Source organism: Streptomyces wuyuanensis (assembly GCF_900103455.1).
Taxonomy (GTDB): domain Bacteria; phylum Actinomycetota; class Actinomycetes; order Streptomycetales; family Streptomycetaceae; genus Streptomyces; species Streptomyces wuyuanensis.
In genome coordinates this window covers 102,254-117,475 of record NZ_FNHI01000001.1, presented here as the reverse complement: position 1 = coordinate 117,475, position 15,222 = coordinate 102,254, and the positions used below count along the sequence as shown (strand labels likewise).

Genomic DNA, 15,222 nt, shown 5'->3' with positions numbered 1-15,222 from the left:
TGCCACTGTATGCAAACCGTGCAGGTAACCGGCGAAGTTCCCGCCGCTTCCACCCTCTGTTCCGGGTCGCGGTCCGCGTTGTCGGTGGGACGGTCCACAATGGTCCGCGTCAGATCCCGTTCATGGTTCATGTTGGTGAAGGAGCCGCAGCAGCGATGGCCCGCCGCAGCACGAAGACGCCGCCGCCCGACGACTTCGAGGAGAGGATCCTCGACATCGACGTCGTCGACGAGATGCAGGGCTCCTTCCTCGAGTACGCGTACTCGGTGATCTACTCCCGCGCCCTGCCCGACGCCCGGGACGGCATGAAGCCGGTGCACCGCCGGATCGTGTACCAGATGAACGAGATGGGGCTGCGCCCCGACCGGGGCTATGTGAAGTGCGCCCGTGTCGTCGGCGAGGTGATGGGCAAGCTCCACCCGCACGGCGACGCGTCGATCTACGACGCCCTGGTGCGCATGGCCCAGCCGTTCTCGATGCGGCTGCCGCTGGTCGACGGCCACGGGAACTTCGGCTCCCTGGGCAATGACGACCCTCCGGCGGCGATGCGTTACACCGAGTGCCGGATGGCCGACGCGACGAGCCTGATGACCGAGTCCATCGACGAGGACACGGTCGACTTCGCGCCGAACTACGACGGGCAGGAGCAGGAGCCCCTGGCGCTGCCCGCGGCGTACCCGAACCTGCTGGTGAACGGCGCGTCCGGGATCGCGGTCGGCATGGCGACGAACATGCCGCCCCACAACCTGGGCGAGGTCATCGCCGCCGCCCGTCATCTGATCAGGCACCCGGGTGCGGACCTGGAGACGCTGATGCGTCACGTGCCGGGTCCCGACCTGCCGACCGGCGGCCGGATCGTCGGCCTGTCGGGGGTCAGGGACGCCTACGAGACCGGCCGCGGCACGTTCAAGATCCGTGCCACGGTGGCGGTGGAGACCGTCACCGCGCGCCGCAAGGGCCTCGTCGTCACCGAACTGCCGTTCAGCGTCGGCCCCGAGAAGGTGATCTCCAAGATCAAGGACATGGTCGGCCAGAAGAAGCTGCAGGGCATCGCCGACGTCAAGGACCTCACGGACCGCGAGCACGGACTGCGCCTGGTCATCGAGATCAAGAACGGCTTCATCCCCGAGGCAGTTCTGGAGCAGCTGTACAAGCTGACGCCGATGGAGGAGTCCTTCGGCATCAACAACGTGGCGCTGGTCGACGGCCAGCCGCTCACGCTGGGCCTCAAGGAACTGCTGGAGGTCTACCTCGACCACCGCTTCAACGTGGTGCGGCGCCGCAGCGAGTTCCGCCGCGGGAAGAAGCGGGACAGGCTCCACCTGGTCGAGGGACTGCTCGTCGCGCTGGTCGACATCGACGAGGTCATCCGGCTCATCCGGTCGAGCGAGAACGCGGCTCAGGCCAGGGAGCGGCTGATGGCGCACTTCTCCCTCAGCGACGTCCAGACGCAGTACATCCTGGACACCCCGCTGCGCCGGCTCACCAAGTTCGACCGGATCGAGCTGGAGGCCGAGCGTGACAGGCTGAAGGCCGAGATCGCGGAGCTGACGACGATCCTGGAGTCGGACGCCGAGCTGCGCAAGCTCGTCTCGTCCGAACTGGCCGCGGTGGCGAAGAAGTTCGGCACCCCCCGGCGCACCGTCCTGCTGGAGTCCGCGGGTACCCCGGCCCCGGCCGCCTCGCTGCAGGTCGCGGACGACCCGTGCCGCGTGCTGCTGTCCTCGACGGGGCTGCTCGCGCGGACGGTCACCGGCGAGCCGCTGCCGGACGAGGGCAGGCGCGCCAAGCACGACGTGATCGTCTCCTCCGTGGCTGCGACGGCGCGGGGCGAGGTGGGCGTGGTGACCTCGGCGGGCAGGCTGCTGCGGCTGTCGGTGATCGACCTCCCGCAGCTTCCGGAGACGGCCCATGCGCCGAACCTCTCGGGCGGTGCCCAGGTCTCGGAGTTCCTGTCGCTGGAGGCGGACGAGACGGTCGTCTGTCTGACCGGTCTGGAGGAGTCCTCGCCGGGTCTGGCGCTGGGCACGCTGCAGGGCGTGGTCAAGCGGGTGGTGCCGGACTTTCCGTCCAACAAGGACGAGCTCGAGGTCATCGCGCTCAAGGAGGGCGACCGGATCGTCGGCGGAGTCGAACTGCGCACGGGCGAGGAGGACCTGGTCTTCATCACCTCCGAGGCCCAGTTGCTGCGCTTCCAGGCGTCGCAGGTCAGGCCGCAGGGCAGGCCGGCGGGTGGCATGGCGGGCGTCAAGCTCGCGGAGGGAGCCGAAGTGATCTCGTTCACCGCCGTGGACCCGGCCGCGGACGCGGTGGTCTTCACGGCAGCGGGCTCCGGCGGGACGCTGGACGACTCGGTGACGACGGCGAAACTGACGCCCTTCGACCAGTACCCGCGCAAGGGCCGGGCGACCGGTGGTGTGCGCTGCCAGCGCTTCCTCAAGGGCGAGGACAAGCTGGTGTTCGCCTGGGCGGGTGCGACCCCGGCACGCGCCGCGCAGCAGAACGGATCCCCTTCGGAGCTTCCGGAGATCGACCCTCGCCGGGACGGTTCGGGTACGCCGCCGCCCAAGCCTGTCGCCGCGGTGGCGGGTCCGGTGGCCTGACGGTACCGGTCGCCGTCGAAGCCGGGACCGCCCCCTTCCGCCGGAGCGCGGAAGGGGGCGGTTCGCCGTCGTGGTGATGATCCGTCAGGACCCGGTTCGGTCCCGGGGCCGCTCCTCCCGGGCGTCCCGCTGCTCGGGCACGTAGCGCAGCACGCCCCACATGCTGTGCTCCTCCGGGCGGTCGTCCGGGCCGGTGATCCTGGCGGCGTCCAGCCGGCCGATCAGCGCAGCGGTGTCGGTGCCCGAGCCGATGAGCACGAGCCGGGTGGCCCGGCCGGTGCCGTCGGCGGGCCAGGGCTCCGGATGGAAACGCAGGAACCGGCCCACCGCGTGGACCGCGTAGCGGTTGCGGGGATCGGCCTCGCCGAAGTCCACGAAACCCTTGATCCGGTACAGCCCTTCGGGCCGCGAGTCCAGGAAGTCCAGCAGTCTGCGCGGGTGGAGGGGTTCGGCCGCCTCGAACGACACGGTCTCGTAGGCCGCGTGCAGATGGTCGTGGTGGCCCTCGCCGTCCTCGTGGAGGTCGTCGAAGGACAACTGGCCCACCCGCTCACGGGGCGGGCGGCATTCGAAGAGCAGCTCGGGGTCGATGCGCCCGTACGTCGCCTCGATCACGGCGGCCCCGCCCGCCAGTCCGGTGATCCGTTCCACCAGGCTGCGCCGCCCGTCGGCGTCCAGCCGGTCCGTCTTGTTGACCACGACCAGATCGGCTATGCCGAGATGCCGTTCGATCTCGGGGTGCCGCTCGCGGGTCGCCTCGAACTCGGCGGCGTCGACGACCTCGACGAGACCTCCGTACACGATCCGCTCGTTCTCGCTGGCGAGGACCATCCTGACCAGCTCCTGGGGCTCGGCGAGTCCGCTCGCCTCGATGACGATCACATCGAGGCGGGCGGCGGGCCGGGTGAGCTTGTCCAGGAAGACGTCCAGCTCGCTCGCGTCCACGGCGCAGCACAGACAGCCGTTGCCGAGGGACACGGTGGAGTCGCCGAGCCGGCCGGCCACGGTCATGGCGTCGATCTCGATCGCCCCGAAGTCGTTGACGATCGCGCCGATCCGGGTGCCGCGGCTCGCTCTCAGCAGATGGTTGAGCAGGGTCGTCTTGCCCGACCCCAGGAAGCCCGCGAGCACGACGACGGGGATCTGCTGGCGGCTCAAGACGGACCTCCTGGGGCTTTCGCAGGTTCGGTCCCAGGATATGGGGCGTTCAGGAGGCCTTCGGGAGCGGCTGGGGCGGCTGCGGCCCGACATAGCGCGCGGCGGGTCGGATGATCTTGGAATCCCGGGCCTGCTCCAGGATGTTGGCGCTCCAGCCGACGACCCGTGCCGCGCAGAAGGTGGGGGTGAACATCTCCCGCGGCAGTCCGCACAGCTCCATGACGACGCCCGCGTAGAACTCGACGTTGGTGTGGAGCTCCCGGCCGGGCTTCAGCTCCGCCAGGATCGCCTCGACCCGCGCCTCGACGTCGACGGCGAACTCCACCAACGGGCCGCCGAAGCCCTCCGCGACGGCGCGCAGCATGCGCGAGCGGGGGTCCTCGGTGCGGTAGACGGGGTGCCCGAAGCCCATGATCCGCTCTCCGGCGAGGACGCGCTGCCTGATCCAGGAGTCGATGCGGTCCGGAGTTCCGATCGCGTCGAGCGTGTCCAGGGCGCGGCTCGGGGCGCCGCCGTGCAGCGGTCCCGACAGGGCGCCGATCGCCCCGACCAGACAGGCGGCGACATCGGCCCCGGTCGAGGCGATCACCCGCGCGGTGAAGGTGGAGGCGTTGAACCCGTGGTCGACGGTGGAGACGAGGTAGCGCTCGACGGCTCGCGCCCGGTCCGGGTCGGGCTCCGAACCGGTCAGCATGTAGAGGTAGTTGGCGGCGTACTGCAGGTCCTCGCGCGGCTCCACCGGCTCCAGGCCCCGGCCCAGCCGGTGCAGGGCGGTGAGCAGGGTGGGCACGGCGGAGCAGGCCGCGAGCGCGTCGGCGCGGCGCTCGTCGGGGCCGAGGTCGTACACCGGCCGGAACCCCGCCGACGCCCCCAGCAGCGACAGTGCGGTGCGCAGTCCGGCGAGCGGTCCGGAGGGCGCGCAGGTCCGGGCGACGGCGGGCAGGGCGGCGCGCACCTCGTCGGGCAGCCTGCGCAGTGCGGCCGTCCCGGCGAGGAAGGCCTCGCGCTCGGCGGCGTCCGGCAGCCGGCCGTGGAACATCAGATGCCAGACGTCCTCGAACCCGCGGCTCTCCGCGAGCTCCACGGCCGAGTACTGGCGGTAGTGGTAGAAGCCCTCCCGGCCTCGGACGTCGCCGAGTTCGGTCTCGGTGACGACGACACCCGCGAGGCCGCGCGGTACGTCCAGGGGCGCGGCTGCGCCGTTGGTGCTGAGCATGTGGTCCTCCCTCGATTGACTCGACTGTCCATCCTTGACTCGATCACTGTCAATATTGATTGAATCAATGCATGGCTCGCTGTGTACGGTGTCCCCATGACGGATCAGGACCAGGGCGCGGACGGAGACCGGCTCACCACGCGTGAGACCGCCGAACGGCTCGGGGTGAAGCCCGAAACGGTGTACGCGTACGTCAGCCGTGGACAGCTCGGCAGCCGCCGGGATCCCGGCGGGCGCGGCAGCACCTTCGACGCCGGGGAGGTCGACGCGCTGGTCCGCCGCGGCCGCCGGCAGGCCGCGGCCGCGGGTGACGGCACACCCGTGGTCCGCACCGGCATCACGCTGATCGACAAGGACCGGTACTACTTCCGCGGGGTCGACGCGACCGAGCTCGCCCGCCGCCACCACTACGAGGAGATCGCCGACTGGCTCTGGACCGGCACCCTGGAGCGCGGCATCCGTTTCACCGCCCCGCCCGAACCCCTCGCCGCCGCCCGCCGGGCCGTGGAAGCCCTGCCCGCGCACAGCGGCTCGGCGGACCGGCTGCGGGTGGCCGCCGTCGCCGCGGCGGCGGCGGACCCGCTCCGCTTCGACCTCAGCCCGTCGGCCGTGACCGGCGTCGGGCGCATGCTCATCCCGACGCTGGTCGACGCCCTGCCGGTCATCGGCACCGCCCACGGCGGCGAGGACCGGCTCGCCGTGCGCCTGTGGTCACGCCTGACCGCACGGCAGCCGGACGAGCCTTCCCTGCGCGCCCTGGACCTCGCGCTCTCCCTGCTGATCGACCACGATCTCGCCGCCTCGACCCTGGCGGTGCGGGTCGCGGCCTCCGCCCGGGCGCATCCCTATGCCGTCGTCTCGGCCGGACTCGGCGCGCTGGACGGGCCCCTGCACGGGGCGGCCAGCGGACTCGCCCACCGCATGCTCGCTGAGGTGCTGGAGCGCGGCAGCGCGGCGCCGGTCGTGGCGGACCACCTGCGGGCGGGGCGCCGGGTACCGGGGCTCGGCCACCGCCTCTATCCGGCGCGGGACCCGCGCGCCGAGGCCCTGTTCGGCGCCCTGGCGGAGATCCCGGACGCCCGGCCCTCGCTGGAGGCCGCGCGCGAGGTCGAGGCGACCGCCGCCGGGCAGACGGATCTGCACGCCAACGTCGACCTGGCGCTGGCGGCGCTGTCGGTGTCGGCGGGCATGGCGGCCGAGGCCGGGGAGACGGTCTTCGCGGTGGCCCGCACGGCGGGCTGGATCGCCCATGCCCTGGAGGAGTACGACGAGCGGCCGCTGCGCATGCGGCCGAGTGGCCGGTACAACGGGCCCCGGCCACCGCGGCCCGTGCCCTGACCGACGGCACGACGCGAGGACGGCAAGACGGCTCGACGACTCAACGATTCGACGACTCGACGGCTCGGCAGGAAGGCCGGCGGACCCGCCGCGGGCAGTCGGCGGGGCGTCGGGGAGCCGCAGGACGTCTGGGACGGCCCGGCACGATCCCCGGGGCCGGATCCCGCGACGGCGCGGCGTCCGTCACCGCCGCACCCCGCCGCGGCCGCCCCCGCCCGCCGCTTCCGCATCCGCATCCGGCTGTGCCGTGCCCGGTACGCCGCGGCCCCGCAGCCACACCGCCGTGTCCGGAGGGAGTTCGCCCGCCGTCAACGGGCCGCTCGCCAGCAGGACCGCCTCGTGCGGCGGCAGACCGGCCGGCTCCCGCCCCAGGTTGACCACGCACACCGGCCCGTCCCCCCGTGCGAAGGCCAGGACTCCCGGTCCGGACGGCAACCAGGTCAACGGCCCGTCGCCGAAGCCCGGTTCGGTCCGCCGCAGCCCGAGGGCGGTGCGGTACAGAGTGAGCATCGAGGCGGGGTCGGCGGCCTGGCGGTCGGCCGCGTAGGACGTCCAGTCCCGGGGCTGCGGCAGCCATGGCTCGGCGGCCGGGCGGGCGGCCGTCCACGGCAGCGGCACCCGGCAGCCGTCCCGGCCGGGATCGCTGCCGCCCGAACGGAAATACATCGGGTCCTGGATGCGCTCGCGCGGTATCTCGGCCTCCGGAAGCCCCAGTTCCTCACCCTGGTAGAGGTAGACGGAGCCCGGGAGCGCCAGTGACAGCAGTGCGGCGGCCCGGGCGCGCCGCGTGCCGAGGGTGAGGTCGGTCGGGGTGCCGAAGGACTTGGTCGCGAAGTCGAAGCCGGTGTCCGCGCGCCCGTAGCGGGTGACGGTGCGGGTGACGTCGTGGTTGCACAGCACCCAGGTCGCCGGGGCTCCGACGGGGGCGTGCTCGGCGAGGGCCTCGTCTATGGTGCGGCGCAGCCGTGCGGGGGCCCAGGGGCATGCCAGGAAGCCGAGGTTGAAGGCGGTGTGCAGTTCGTCGGGCCGGAGGTAGCGGGCGAAGCGCTCGGAGTCCGGCAGCCACACCTCCCCGACGAAGACGCCGCCGTACGCGTCGGCCACCGCCCGCCAGGAGCGGTAGATGCCGTGCAGTTCGTCGCGGTCGACGTAGGGGTGGGGATCCCTGCCGGGCTCGAAGTCGGGCAGGGCCGGGTCCTTGGCGAGCAGGGCCGCCGAATCGATCCGTACGCCCGCGACCCCGCGCTCGAACCAGAAGCGCAGGATGTCCTCGTGCTCGCGGCGGACCGCCGGGTGGGACCAGTTCAGGTCGGGCTGTTCCGGCGCGAACAGATGGAGGTACCACTCGCCGTCGGGCACCCGGGTCCAGGCGCTGCCGCCGAACTCGGACTCCCAGTCGTTGGGCGGGAGTTCGCCGCCGGTGCCGCGGCCCCGCCGGAAGTGGAACAACGCTCGCTCCGGCCCTCCGGGGCGCCCCAGGAGGGCCGCACGGAACCAGACGTGCCGGTCGGACACATGGTTGGGGACGATGTCGACGATCGTCCGCAGTCCCAGCCGGCGGGCCTCGGCGATGAGCTTCTCGGCCTCGGCGAGCGTGCCGAACGCGGGGTCGATGGCGCGGTAGTCGGCGACGTCGTAGCCGCCGTCGGCCAGCGGGGAGACGTACCAGGGCGTGAACCAGAGTGCGTCGACGCCCAGTTCGGCGAGGTAGGGCAGCTTCTCCCGTACGCCGGCGAGATCGCCGGTGCCGTCCCCGTCGCCGTCGGCGAAGCTGCGTACGTACACCTGGTAGATGGCGGCCGAGCGCCACCAGTCCGAATCCGGTGCGGACACGTCGATCCTTTCGGGTGGGAGAGGCATCAGCCCTTGAGTCCGCCTGCCGTCAGTCCGCTCATGATGTTCCGCTGGAAGACGAGGAAGATCAGCAGCGTGGGCACGGAGGCGATGGTGAGGGCCGCGATGAGGACGTTCTCCGGAACTCCGCTGGCGAGCGAGTAGATCCCGACGTTCAGCGTCTGCTTGGTCGGGTCGGGCAGGGTGAGCATCGGCCAGAGGAAGTCCTTCCAGACCCCGACCACGGCGAAGATGGACACCACGCCGAGGATCGGCCGGGAGACGGGCAGCACCACGGACCACAGGATGCGCAGCCGTGAGGCGCCGTCGACCGCCGCGGCGTCGAGCATCTCCCGCGGGATCGAGTCGAAGAACCGCTTGAGCAGGAAGATGTTGAAGGCGTTCGCGACGGACGGGAGCCAGATCGCCCACGGCGAGTCGAGCAGATTGCGCCGCACGACGGGGACGTCCAGCACGGTCAGGTACTGGGGTACGACGAGGACGGCCGCCGGGATCATCAGCGTGGCCAGCATCATCCCGAGGATCGCCTTGCCGAGGACGGGCCGCAGCCGCGACAGCGAGTACGCGGCGGACACGTCGAGCACGAGCTGGAAGGCGAGCGCGCCGAACGCGTACCAGAGCGTGTTGAGCAGCAGCCGGGCCAGGTCCATCACCTCCCAGGCCCTGGCGTATGTCTCCGGATGGAAGGACGAGGGGACGAGGGTCGGCGGCGACTGCACGGCTTCCTGGGTGCTCTTCAGCCCTCCGGTGACCATCCAGTACAGGGGGCCCAGGAAGACGGCCGTGAACAGGACGAGCACGAGGACGAGCGCGGTCCAGTACACGTAGCGGGCGCGCGGCCTGGCGAGTTGCGCGGGTGAGACGAGCGTCCTGGTGGTCATGTGCGTTCCGCTCCCCCGTTCATGCGTCCTCGGCGGTGCGGCTCAGCCGGACGTACGCCGCCGAGAAGCCGGACAGCAGCACGAGCAGGAGCAGACCGAGCGCCGCCGCGGCCCCGTAGTCGTTGAAGTTGAAGGCGTACTGGTAGATGAGGTAGACGACGGTGGTCGTGGCCCCCTCCGGGCCGGCGCCGTTCGTCAGCAGGAACGGCTCCGTGAAGACCTGCATCGTGGCGATGATCTGCATCAGCAGCATCAGCGAGAGCACGAGGCGGGTCTGGGGGACGGTGACGTGCCAGATCTTGCGCAGCAGTCCCGCGCCGTCGAGTTCGGCCGCCTCGTAGAGCTCGCCCGGGACGGACTGGAGCGCGGCCAGGTAGATGAGCGTCGCCCCGCCCATGTTCATCCAGGTGGCGGCGACGACGACGGAGAGCATGGCGGTGTCGGGGTCCTGCAGCCACTGCTGCTCGGGCAGCCCGAGTGCGGCGAGAACGCTGTTGAACAGGCCGTGGCCGGGGTCGTAGAGGTACTTGAAGAGCAGCACGGAGGCGACCGGCGGCAGCATCACGGGCAGGTACACGAGCAGCCGCAGATACGCCTGTGCGTGCCGGAACTCGTTGATCACGAGCGCGACGACGAACGGCACGGCGAAGCCGAGGACCAGTGCGAGGCCGGTGAACAGCAGTGTGCCGCGCCATGCCTGCCAGAAGGCCGGGTCGGCGAGGACGGTGCGGAGGTTGTCCCAGCCGGCCCAGTAGGTCCGTCCGTCCTCGGTCCGCTGGAAGGCCAGCAGGAACTCCCGGACCATCGGGTACCAGGAGAACAGGGAGAAGCAGAGGACCGCACCGATCAGGAACGCGTGCGCCGACAGGTGGTGTCCGAGGGACCGCAGCAGTGCGGCGCGGGCCGGGGCGGGGCGGGGGCCGGAGTCACGCTGTGCGCGCGCCTCCGGCCGCTCGCTCGATGGGAGTGCGGATGCGGACGGCATGGGCTAGCGGTTCGCCAGGATCCGGTTCACCTGCTGCTCGGCCGTTGCCAGCAGCTTGGCGATGTCGGCGTCCTCGTCGGTGAGGACGCCCGACATCACGTTGTCGAGAACCTTGTAGATCTCCTGCGCCCGCGGTGGCTCGGCCTTGCCCTTGACCGGGTTGTCCATGAAGGTCTTGAAGTTGGCGACCGGCATCGTCGCGTGCCGGGCGCGCTCGGCGTCGTCGGCGGTCTTGCTGGCGTTCAGCCAGAAGTTCGGTTGCGGGAGGCCGACGGGCAGACCGTCCGCCTTGGTGCGCGACCAGTCGAACTGGCCCTTGCCGACGGTCAGGTTCTTGAAGTTCAGCCAGGCGACGGCGGCCTTGATCTTGTCAGGGGAACTCCCCTTCTTGATCATGTAGTTGTTGCCTCCGAAGAGGGTGGTCTTCTCGCCGGGCATCGGGCCCATGCCGAAGTTCTCGTACTTCGCGCCCAGCTGCTGGACCATGTACGTGATGTCGTCGGGCGCGGCCAGGAACATGCCGAGCCTGTCGGACGCGATCTGCTTCTGCAGATCGCCCCACTTGAGCAGCTGGGTGCGGCCCATGCTGTCGTCCTGCCACCGCATGGCGTGGAGGTTCCCGAGGATCTGCCGTCCCAGGTCGTTGTTGAACGCGGCCTTCCGGCCGCTCGCGTCCACGATGTCGCCGCCGAGGCCGTAGGTGGTGGCGGTGAAGTGCCAGCCGCCGGTGTTGCCGGCGCTGTACTCGCCGAATCCGGCGATGCCCTCGCCGAGGCCGGCGATGGCCCTGGCGGCGGTGCGGACCTCCGGCCAGGTGCGCGGCGGGTGGTCGGGGTCGAGCCCGGCCTGCCGGAAGAGTTTCCGGTTGATCAGCAGGCCCATGGTGTAGTTGCTGGTGGGCAGGCCGTAGAGCTTGCCGTCCTTGGTGAGCGAGCCCATGACGTCCGGGTCGATGTCCTTCAGGGCGGGCACGGTCCTGTCGGTGACGTACGCGGAAATGTCGGCCGCGCCGTCGTTGTCGAGCACCTGCTCCAGGTCGGTGAAGTACGTGTAGAAGACGTCGGGCTGGGACTTGGCCTTGAGCATGGCGGTGAAGCGGGGCGGTTCCAGGCACTGCCCGGGCGTCGACTTCCCCTCGATCCGGACGTTCGGATAGGTCTTGTTGAAGGTGCGGACGTCCTCGTTCCACTCCTTGCGCTCGGCGGCCTTGGCGGTCGGCGGCATGCAGTCGATCGTGAGCGTCACCTTGGCCTTGGGGTCCAGGGGGGCCGACGGATCGGAGGAGCCGCCGCCCTCGGCATCGCCGCCGCCGGCGCTGCTGCTCGTACCGCAGGCGGCCAGCGCGGTGAGCGCGAGGGCGGCGAGGAGGGCGGCCGCGAAGGTGCGGCGACTGCGACGCGCGCCGCTCGCAGCACGCAGGGCGTTCGTGGTGCTCGTGGTGCTCGTACGACGGAACCTGGCACTGCTCGACCGAACACTTCTCATCGGTGGTCCCCTTCGGGCATGAGCGTGGAAGGCCCTCGGCAGGCGTGCCACTGGGGACAGCCGCACCGCCGGGGCGTCGCTCACTCAAGCACCGCCCACAGAAGTCCGCAATATGTCGCGCAGGCTTTGTAAATATTCGACAGACAGCCGCAGATCAGCGAGAGGGAGGTGCCGTGGAGCCTCGGACCACCAGTTCGGGCTCGAACAACAGCTCGTCCGGCGGCACCACGCCCCCGTGGATCTGCGCGCAGAGCAGCTCGACCGCCGCGCGGCCCATCGCCTCGATGGGCTGGCGGACGGTGGTCAGCGGCGGCTCGGTGCAGTTCATGAACGCGGAGTCGTCGTAGCCCACGACCGACACCTCCCCGGGCACGGACAGCCCTCGCCTGCGCGCCGCCCGCACGGCCCCCAGGGCCAGCGGGTCGCTCGCGCAGATGATGCCGGTGACCCCGCGGTCCAGCAGCCGCGAGGCCGCCGCCTGCCCGCCTTCCAGGGAGAACATCGAGCTCTCCTGGAACTCGTCGGGGAGTTCGCCGCCCGCGGCCCGGGCCGCCACCCGCGCGGCAGCGCGCTTGCGCCGGGACGGCACGTGGTCGGGAGGGCCGAGGACCAGCCCGATCCGCTCGTGCCCGAGCGACACCAGGTGCCGCCAGGCCTGCTCGACGGCGACCGCGTCGTCGCAGGCGATGCAGGGGAAGTCGAGACCGTCGATGGCCGCGTTGACCAGGACGACGGGGATCCGCCGCTCCGCGAGCCGGCGGTAGTGCTCGTGCGGGGCGTCCGCCTGGGCGAACAGACCGCCGGCGAAGACCACTCCGGACACCTGCTGCTGGAGCAGCAGATCGACGTAGTCCGCTTCGGAGACACCGCCCTTGGTCTGGGTGCACAGCACCGGAGTGAGCCCCTGCTGGGCGAGTGCACCGCCGATGACCTCCGCGAACGCGGGGAAGATGGGATTCTGCAGCTCCGGCAGGACCAGTCCGACGAGCCGGGCGCGCTCACCGCGCAGCTGTGTGGGCCGCTCGTAGCCGAGGACGTCGAGCGCGGTCAGCACGGCCTGACGGGTGGCGTCGGAGACGCCCGGCTTGCCGTTGAGGACCCGGCTGACCGTCGCCTCGCTGACCCCCACCTTCTTCGCCACCTGAGCAAGTCGTCGCGTCATGAACGCAAGACTAGCGCAAGCAACGCAAGCCACTTGCGTCAAGTTTCGTCCGTACGGTTCCGGCGGCGTCCGTACCGTCCGGCCGCGGTGGGGGACGGGATTTCCCGAAGGCCGTCCCGCACGCTTACCGTGCATCCGTATGAGCCCCGCATCGACCGGCCCCTCAGGCGTGTTCCCGAGACGGCGGCGGTTCGGCTGGCCGAGGCGGGTCTTCGCGCAGGTCCTGCTGATGCAGCTGGCCATCGCCACCGGTGTGACAGTCCTGGCCACCGGCCTCTTCCTGGCGCCGCTCAGCTCCCAGCTGGACGACCAGGCGATGCGCCGCGCGCTGGCCATCGCCGAGACGACGGCGTCACCACAGGTGGCCGAGGACCTCCTCGGCTCCGAGCCGTCCGAGAACGGCCCCGTCCAGACGGAGGCCGAACGGATCCGGCGGAACACCGGTGCCGAGTACGTCGTGATCATGGACCGGCGCGGGGTGCGCTGGTCGCACACCGACCCGGAGCAGATCGGCGAGGTCGTCTCCACCGACCCCAGCCAGCCACTGGCCGGCCGGCATGTGATGGGCATCGACAGCGGCACGCTGGGCCGCTCGGCCCGGGGCAAGGTGCCGCTGCGCGACGACGACGGGCGGATCATCGGCGCGGTCTCCGTCGGTATCGAGTACGACAGCGTCCGCGAGCGGCTGCTCGGCGCGATCCCCGGCCTCCTCGCCTATGCCGGCGGTGCCCTCGCCGTCGGTGCGCTCGCCGCCTACATGATCTCCCGCCGGCTCCAGCGGAAGACCCACGACCTCGCGTTCTCCGACATCTCCGCGCTGCTCGCCGAGCGCGAGGCGATGCTCCACGGCATCCGGGAAGGCGTGGTCGCCCTCGACGGAGCGGGGAGGATCCGGCTGATGAACGACGAGGCCCAGCGGCTGCTCGGGCTCGGCCCCGAAGCCGCCGGCAGGCTGCTCGAAGACGCGCTCGGCCCCGGCCGCACCGCCGATGTGCTGGCCGGGAGGGTCACGGGTGAGGACCTGGTGACGGTACGGGGCCATCGCGTACTGATCGCCAACCGGATGCCGACGGACGACGGCGGCGCCGTCGCCACGCTGCGCGACCGCACCGAACTGGAGCAGCTGGGCCGCGAACTGGACTCGACCCGCGGACTGATCGACGCACTGCGCGCCCAGGACCACGAGCACGCCAACCGGATGCACACGCTGCTGGGGCTGCTGGAGCTGGAGATGCACGAGGAGGCCGTCGAGTTCGTGACCGAGGCCGTGGGCGTGCACCGGGCCACGGCCGAGCAGGTCACCGAGAGGATCCGAGATCCTCTGCTGGCTTCACTGCTGGTCGGCAAGGCGACGGTGGCGGCCGAGCGGGGCGTCTCGCTGCGGATCGCGTCCGGCACGCTGCTTCCGGACCGTCTCGTCGACCCGCGCGGCCTGGTGACCGTCGTCGGCAACCTCGTCGACAACGCGCTGGACGCGGCTGCCGCGTCCGAGGACCCGCGCATCGAGATCGAGGTGCTCGCCGAGGACCGCACCGTCGTCCTGCGGGTCTCGGACAGCGGTCCGGGAGTGCCGGCCGAGCAGCAGGAACTGATCTTCACCGAGGGCTGGTCCACGAAGGAGCCGCCCGCGCACGGCAGGCGCGGGCTCGGCCTGGCGCTGGTCCGGCGCTTCGCGGAGCGGCAGGGCGGGAGCGTCCGGGTGGCCGAGGCCTGCCCGACGGCGGGCGGGGGCGCGGAGTTCACCGTCGTACTGCCGGAGGCGCTGGCCGACGCGGACCTCGAAGCGGGACTCACGACGACGGGTGACATGCGATGACGGGTGACATGCGATGACGCGAGGTGCCGACGCGCCGATCGAGGTCCTGGTCGTGGACGACGACATCCGCGTCGCCGAGATCAATGCGGCGTACGTGGCGAAGGTGCCCGGCTTCCGGGTCGCGGCAATGGCGCACTCCGCCGCCGAGGCACTGGAACGGATCGCCGAAGGGCCGGTCGACCTCGTCCTGCTGGACCACTACCTGCCGGACGAGAACGGGCTCGCGGTGGTCCGGGAACTGCGCCGCCTCGGCCGCCACACCGATGTGATCATGGTGACCGCGGCGCGCGATGTCGCCACCGTCCAGGCGGCGATGCGGCACGGCGCACTCCAGTACCTGGTCAAGCCGTTCAACTTCGCGGGACTGCGCGCCAGGCTGGAGGCCTACGCGGGTCTGCGGCGCACCCTGGAGGGCGGCGGCGAGGCCGAACAGGCCGAGGTGGACCGCATCTTCGGCGCCCTCTCCGCAACGCCCTCCGCGGACCTCCCCAAGGGCCACTCCCCCACGACCGCCGGGTTGGTGCGCAAGGTGCTGATGGCCGCCGACGCCCCGCTCTCCGCCCAGGAGATCGCGGAACGCTCGGGTGTGAGCAGGCAGACCGCACAGCGCTATCTGAAGCTCCTGGAACGCTCGGCCCGCGTCCGGCTCAGCCTCCGCTACGGCGAGACGGGCCGCCCGGAGCACCGCTACACCTGGACGGCGAGCGGCGACGGCCGGGCCTGA

At 71.4% G+C, this 15,222-nt stretch carries 11 protein-coding genes; 4 read left to right on the top strand and 7 right to left on the bottom strand.

What is annotated here, in order from left to right; translation table 11 throughout:
- The first annotated feature begins 155 nt into the window (after positions 1-155).
- A complete protein-coding gene (locus BLT82_RS00470; RefSeq protein WP_093651742.1) occupies positions 156-2,603 on the top strand; it encodes a DNA gyrase/topoisomerase IV subunit A in 2,448 nt (815 codons plus the stop codon).
- Between the two features lie 84 nt (positions 2,604-2,687).
- Here the strand turns inward: BLT82_RS00470 and BLT82_RS00465 are convergent, their stop codons facing one another.
- Both BLT82_RS00465 and BLT82_RS00460 read right to left on the bottom strand, forming a co-directional pair.
- Positions 2,688-3,761 carry a CobW family GTP-binding protein gene (locus BLT82_RS00465; RefSeq protein WP_244291766.1) on the bottom strand — a complete coding sequence of 358 codons (1,074 nt, stop codon included), beginning with the start codon at positions 3,759-3,761 and terminating at the stop codon, positions 2,688-2,690.
- Between the two features lie 49 nt (positions 3,762-3,810).
- Positions 3,811-4,977, bottom strand: coding sequence for a citrate synthase/methylcitrate synthase (locus BLT82_RS00460; RefSeq protein WP_093651740.1), 1,167 nt, complete (start codon positions 4,975-4,977; stop codon positions 3,811-3,813).
- A 96-nt stretch (positions 4,978-5,073) separates the two neighbouring features.
- Here BLT82_RS00460 and BLT82_RS00455 point away from each other — a divergent pair, with 96 nt between their 5' ends.
- A complete protein-coding gene (locus BLT82_RS00455) occupies positions 5,074-6,315 on the top strand; it encodes a citrate synthase (RefSeq protein WP_093651739.1) in 1,242 nt (413 codons plus the stop codon).
- A gap of 183 nt (positions 6,316-6,498) precedes the next feature.
- On the opposite strand, the gene BLT82_RS00450 is transcribed toward BLT82_RS00455, so the two are convergent.
- The 5 genes from BLT82_RS00450 to BLT82_RS00430 form a co-directional block, all read right to left on the bottom strand.
- Complete coding sequence (locus tag BLT82_RS00450) at positions 6,499-8,148, bottom strand: glycoside hydrolase family 13 protein (RefSeq protein WP_093651738.1); 1,650 nt, start codon at positions 8,146-8,148, stop codon at positions 6,499-6,501.
- Positions 8,149-8,174: 26 nt separating this feature from the next.
- Positions 8,175-9,050 (bottom strand): carbohydrate ABC transporter permease, encoded by an 876-nt coding sequence (locus tag BLT82_RS00445; RefSeq protein ID WP_093651737.1) that lies wholly within the window; start codon positions 9,048-9,050, stop codon positions 8,175-8,177.
- Between the two features lie 19 nt (positions 9,051-9,069).
- Positions 9,070-10,035 carry a carbohydrate ABC transporter permease gene (locus tag BLT82_RS00440; RefSeq protein WP_093651736.1) on the bottom strand — a complete coding sequence of 322 codons (966 nt, stop codon included), beginning with the start codon at positions 10,033-10,035 and terminating at the stop codon, positions 9,070-9,072.
- 3 nt (positions 10,036-10,038) lie between these two features.
- Positions 10,039-11,520, bottom strand: a complete 1,482-nt coding sequence (locus tag BLT82_RS00435; protein WP_404202409.1) for an extracellular solute-binding protein — start codon at positions 11,518-11,520, stop codon at positions 10,039-10,041.
- Positions 11,521-11,674: 154 nt separating this feature from the next.
- Entirely contained in the window at positions 11,675-12,682 is a 1,008-nt protein-coding gene (locus tag BLT82_RS00430; protein WP_093651735.1) for a LacI family DNA-binding transcriptional regulator, read from the bottom strand.
- 139 nt (positions 12,683-12,821) lie between these two features.
- Here BLT82_RS00430 and BLT82_RS00425 point away from each other — a divergent pair, with 139 nt between their 5' ends.
- The gene (locus BLT82_RS00425; protein ID WP_093651734.1) at positions 12,822-14,498 is read left to right on the top strand and encodes an ATP-binding protein; all 1,677 of its coding nucleotides are present in this window, start codon (positions 12,822-12,824) and stop codon (positions 14,496-14,498) included.
- Positions 14,499-14,511: 13 nt separating this feature from the next.
- Complete coding sequence (locus BLT82_RS00420; RefSeq protein WP_093651733.1) at positions 14,512-15,222, top strand: response regulator; 711 nt, start codon at positions 14,512-14,514, stop codon at positions 15,220-15,222.

Coding starts and splice junctions, on each gene's coding strand:
- BLT82_RS00430 (WP_093651735.1), bottom strand. CDS start 12,682: ATGACGCGACGACTTGCTCAGGTGGCGAAGAAGGTGGGGGTCAGCGAG.
- BLT82_RS00425 (WP_093651734.1), top strand. CDS start 12,822: ATGAGCCCCGCATCGACCGGCCCCTCAGGCGTGTTCCCGAGACGGCGG.
- BLT82_RS00470 (WP_093651742.1), top strand. CDS start 156: ATGGCCCGCCGCAGCACGAAGACGCCGCCGCCCGACGACTTCGAGGAG.
- BLT82_RS00445 (WP_093651737.1), bottom strand. CDS start 9,050: ATGACCACCAGGACGCTCGTCTCACCCGCGCAACTCGCCAGGCCGCGC.
- BLT82_RS00420 (WP_093651733.1), top strand. CDS start 14,512: ATGACGCGAGGTGCCGACGCGCCGATCGAGGTCCTGGTCGTGGACGAC.
- BLT82_RS00460 (WP_093651740.1), bottom strand. CDS start 4,977: ATGCTCAGCACCAACGGCGCAGCCGCGCCCCTGGACGTACCGCGCGGC.
- BLT82_RS00440 (WP_093651736.1), bottom strand. CDS start 10,035: ATGCCGTCCGCATCCGCACTCCCATCGAGCGAGCGGCCGGAGGCGCGC.
- BLT82_RS00455 (WP_093651739.1), top strand. CDS start 5,074: ATGACGGATCAGGACCAGGGCGCGGACGGAGACCGGCTCACCACGCGT.
- BLT82_RS00435 (WP_404202409.1), bottom strand. CDS start 11,520: ATGAGAAGTGTTCGGTCGAGCAGTGCCAGGTTCCGTCGTACGAGCACC.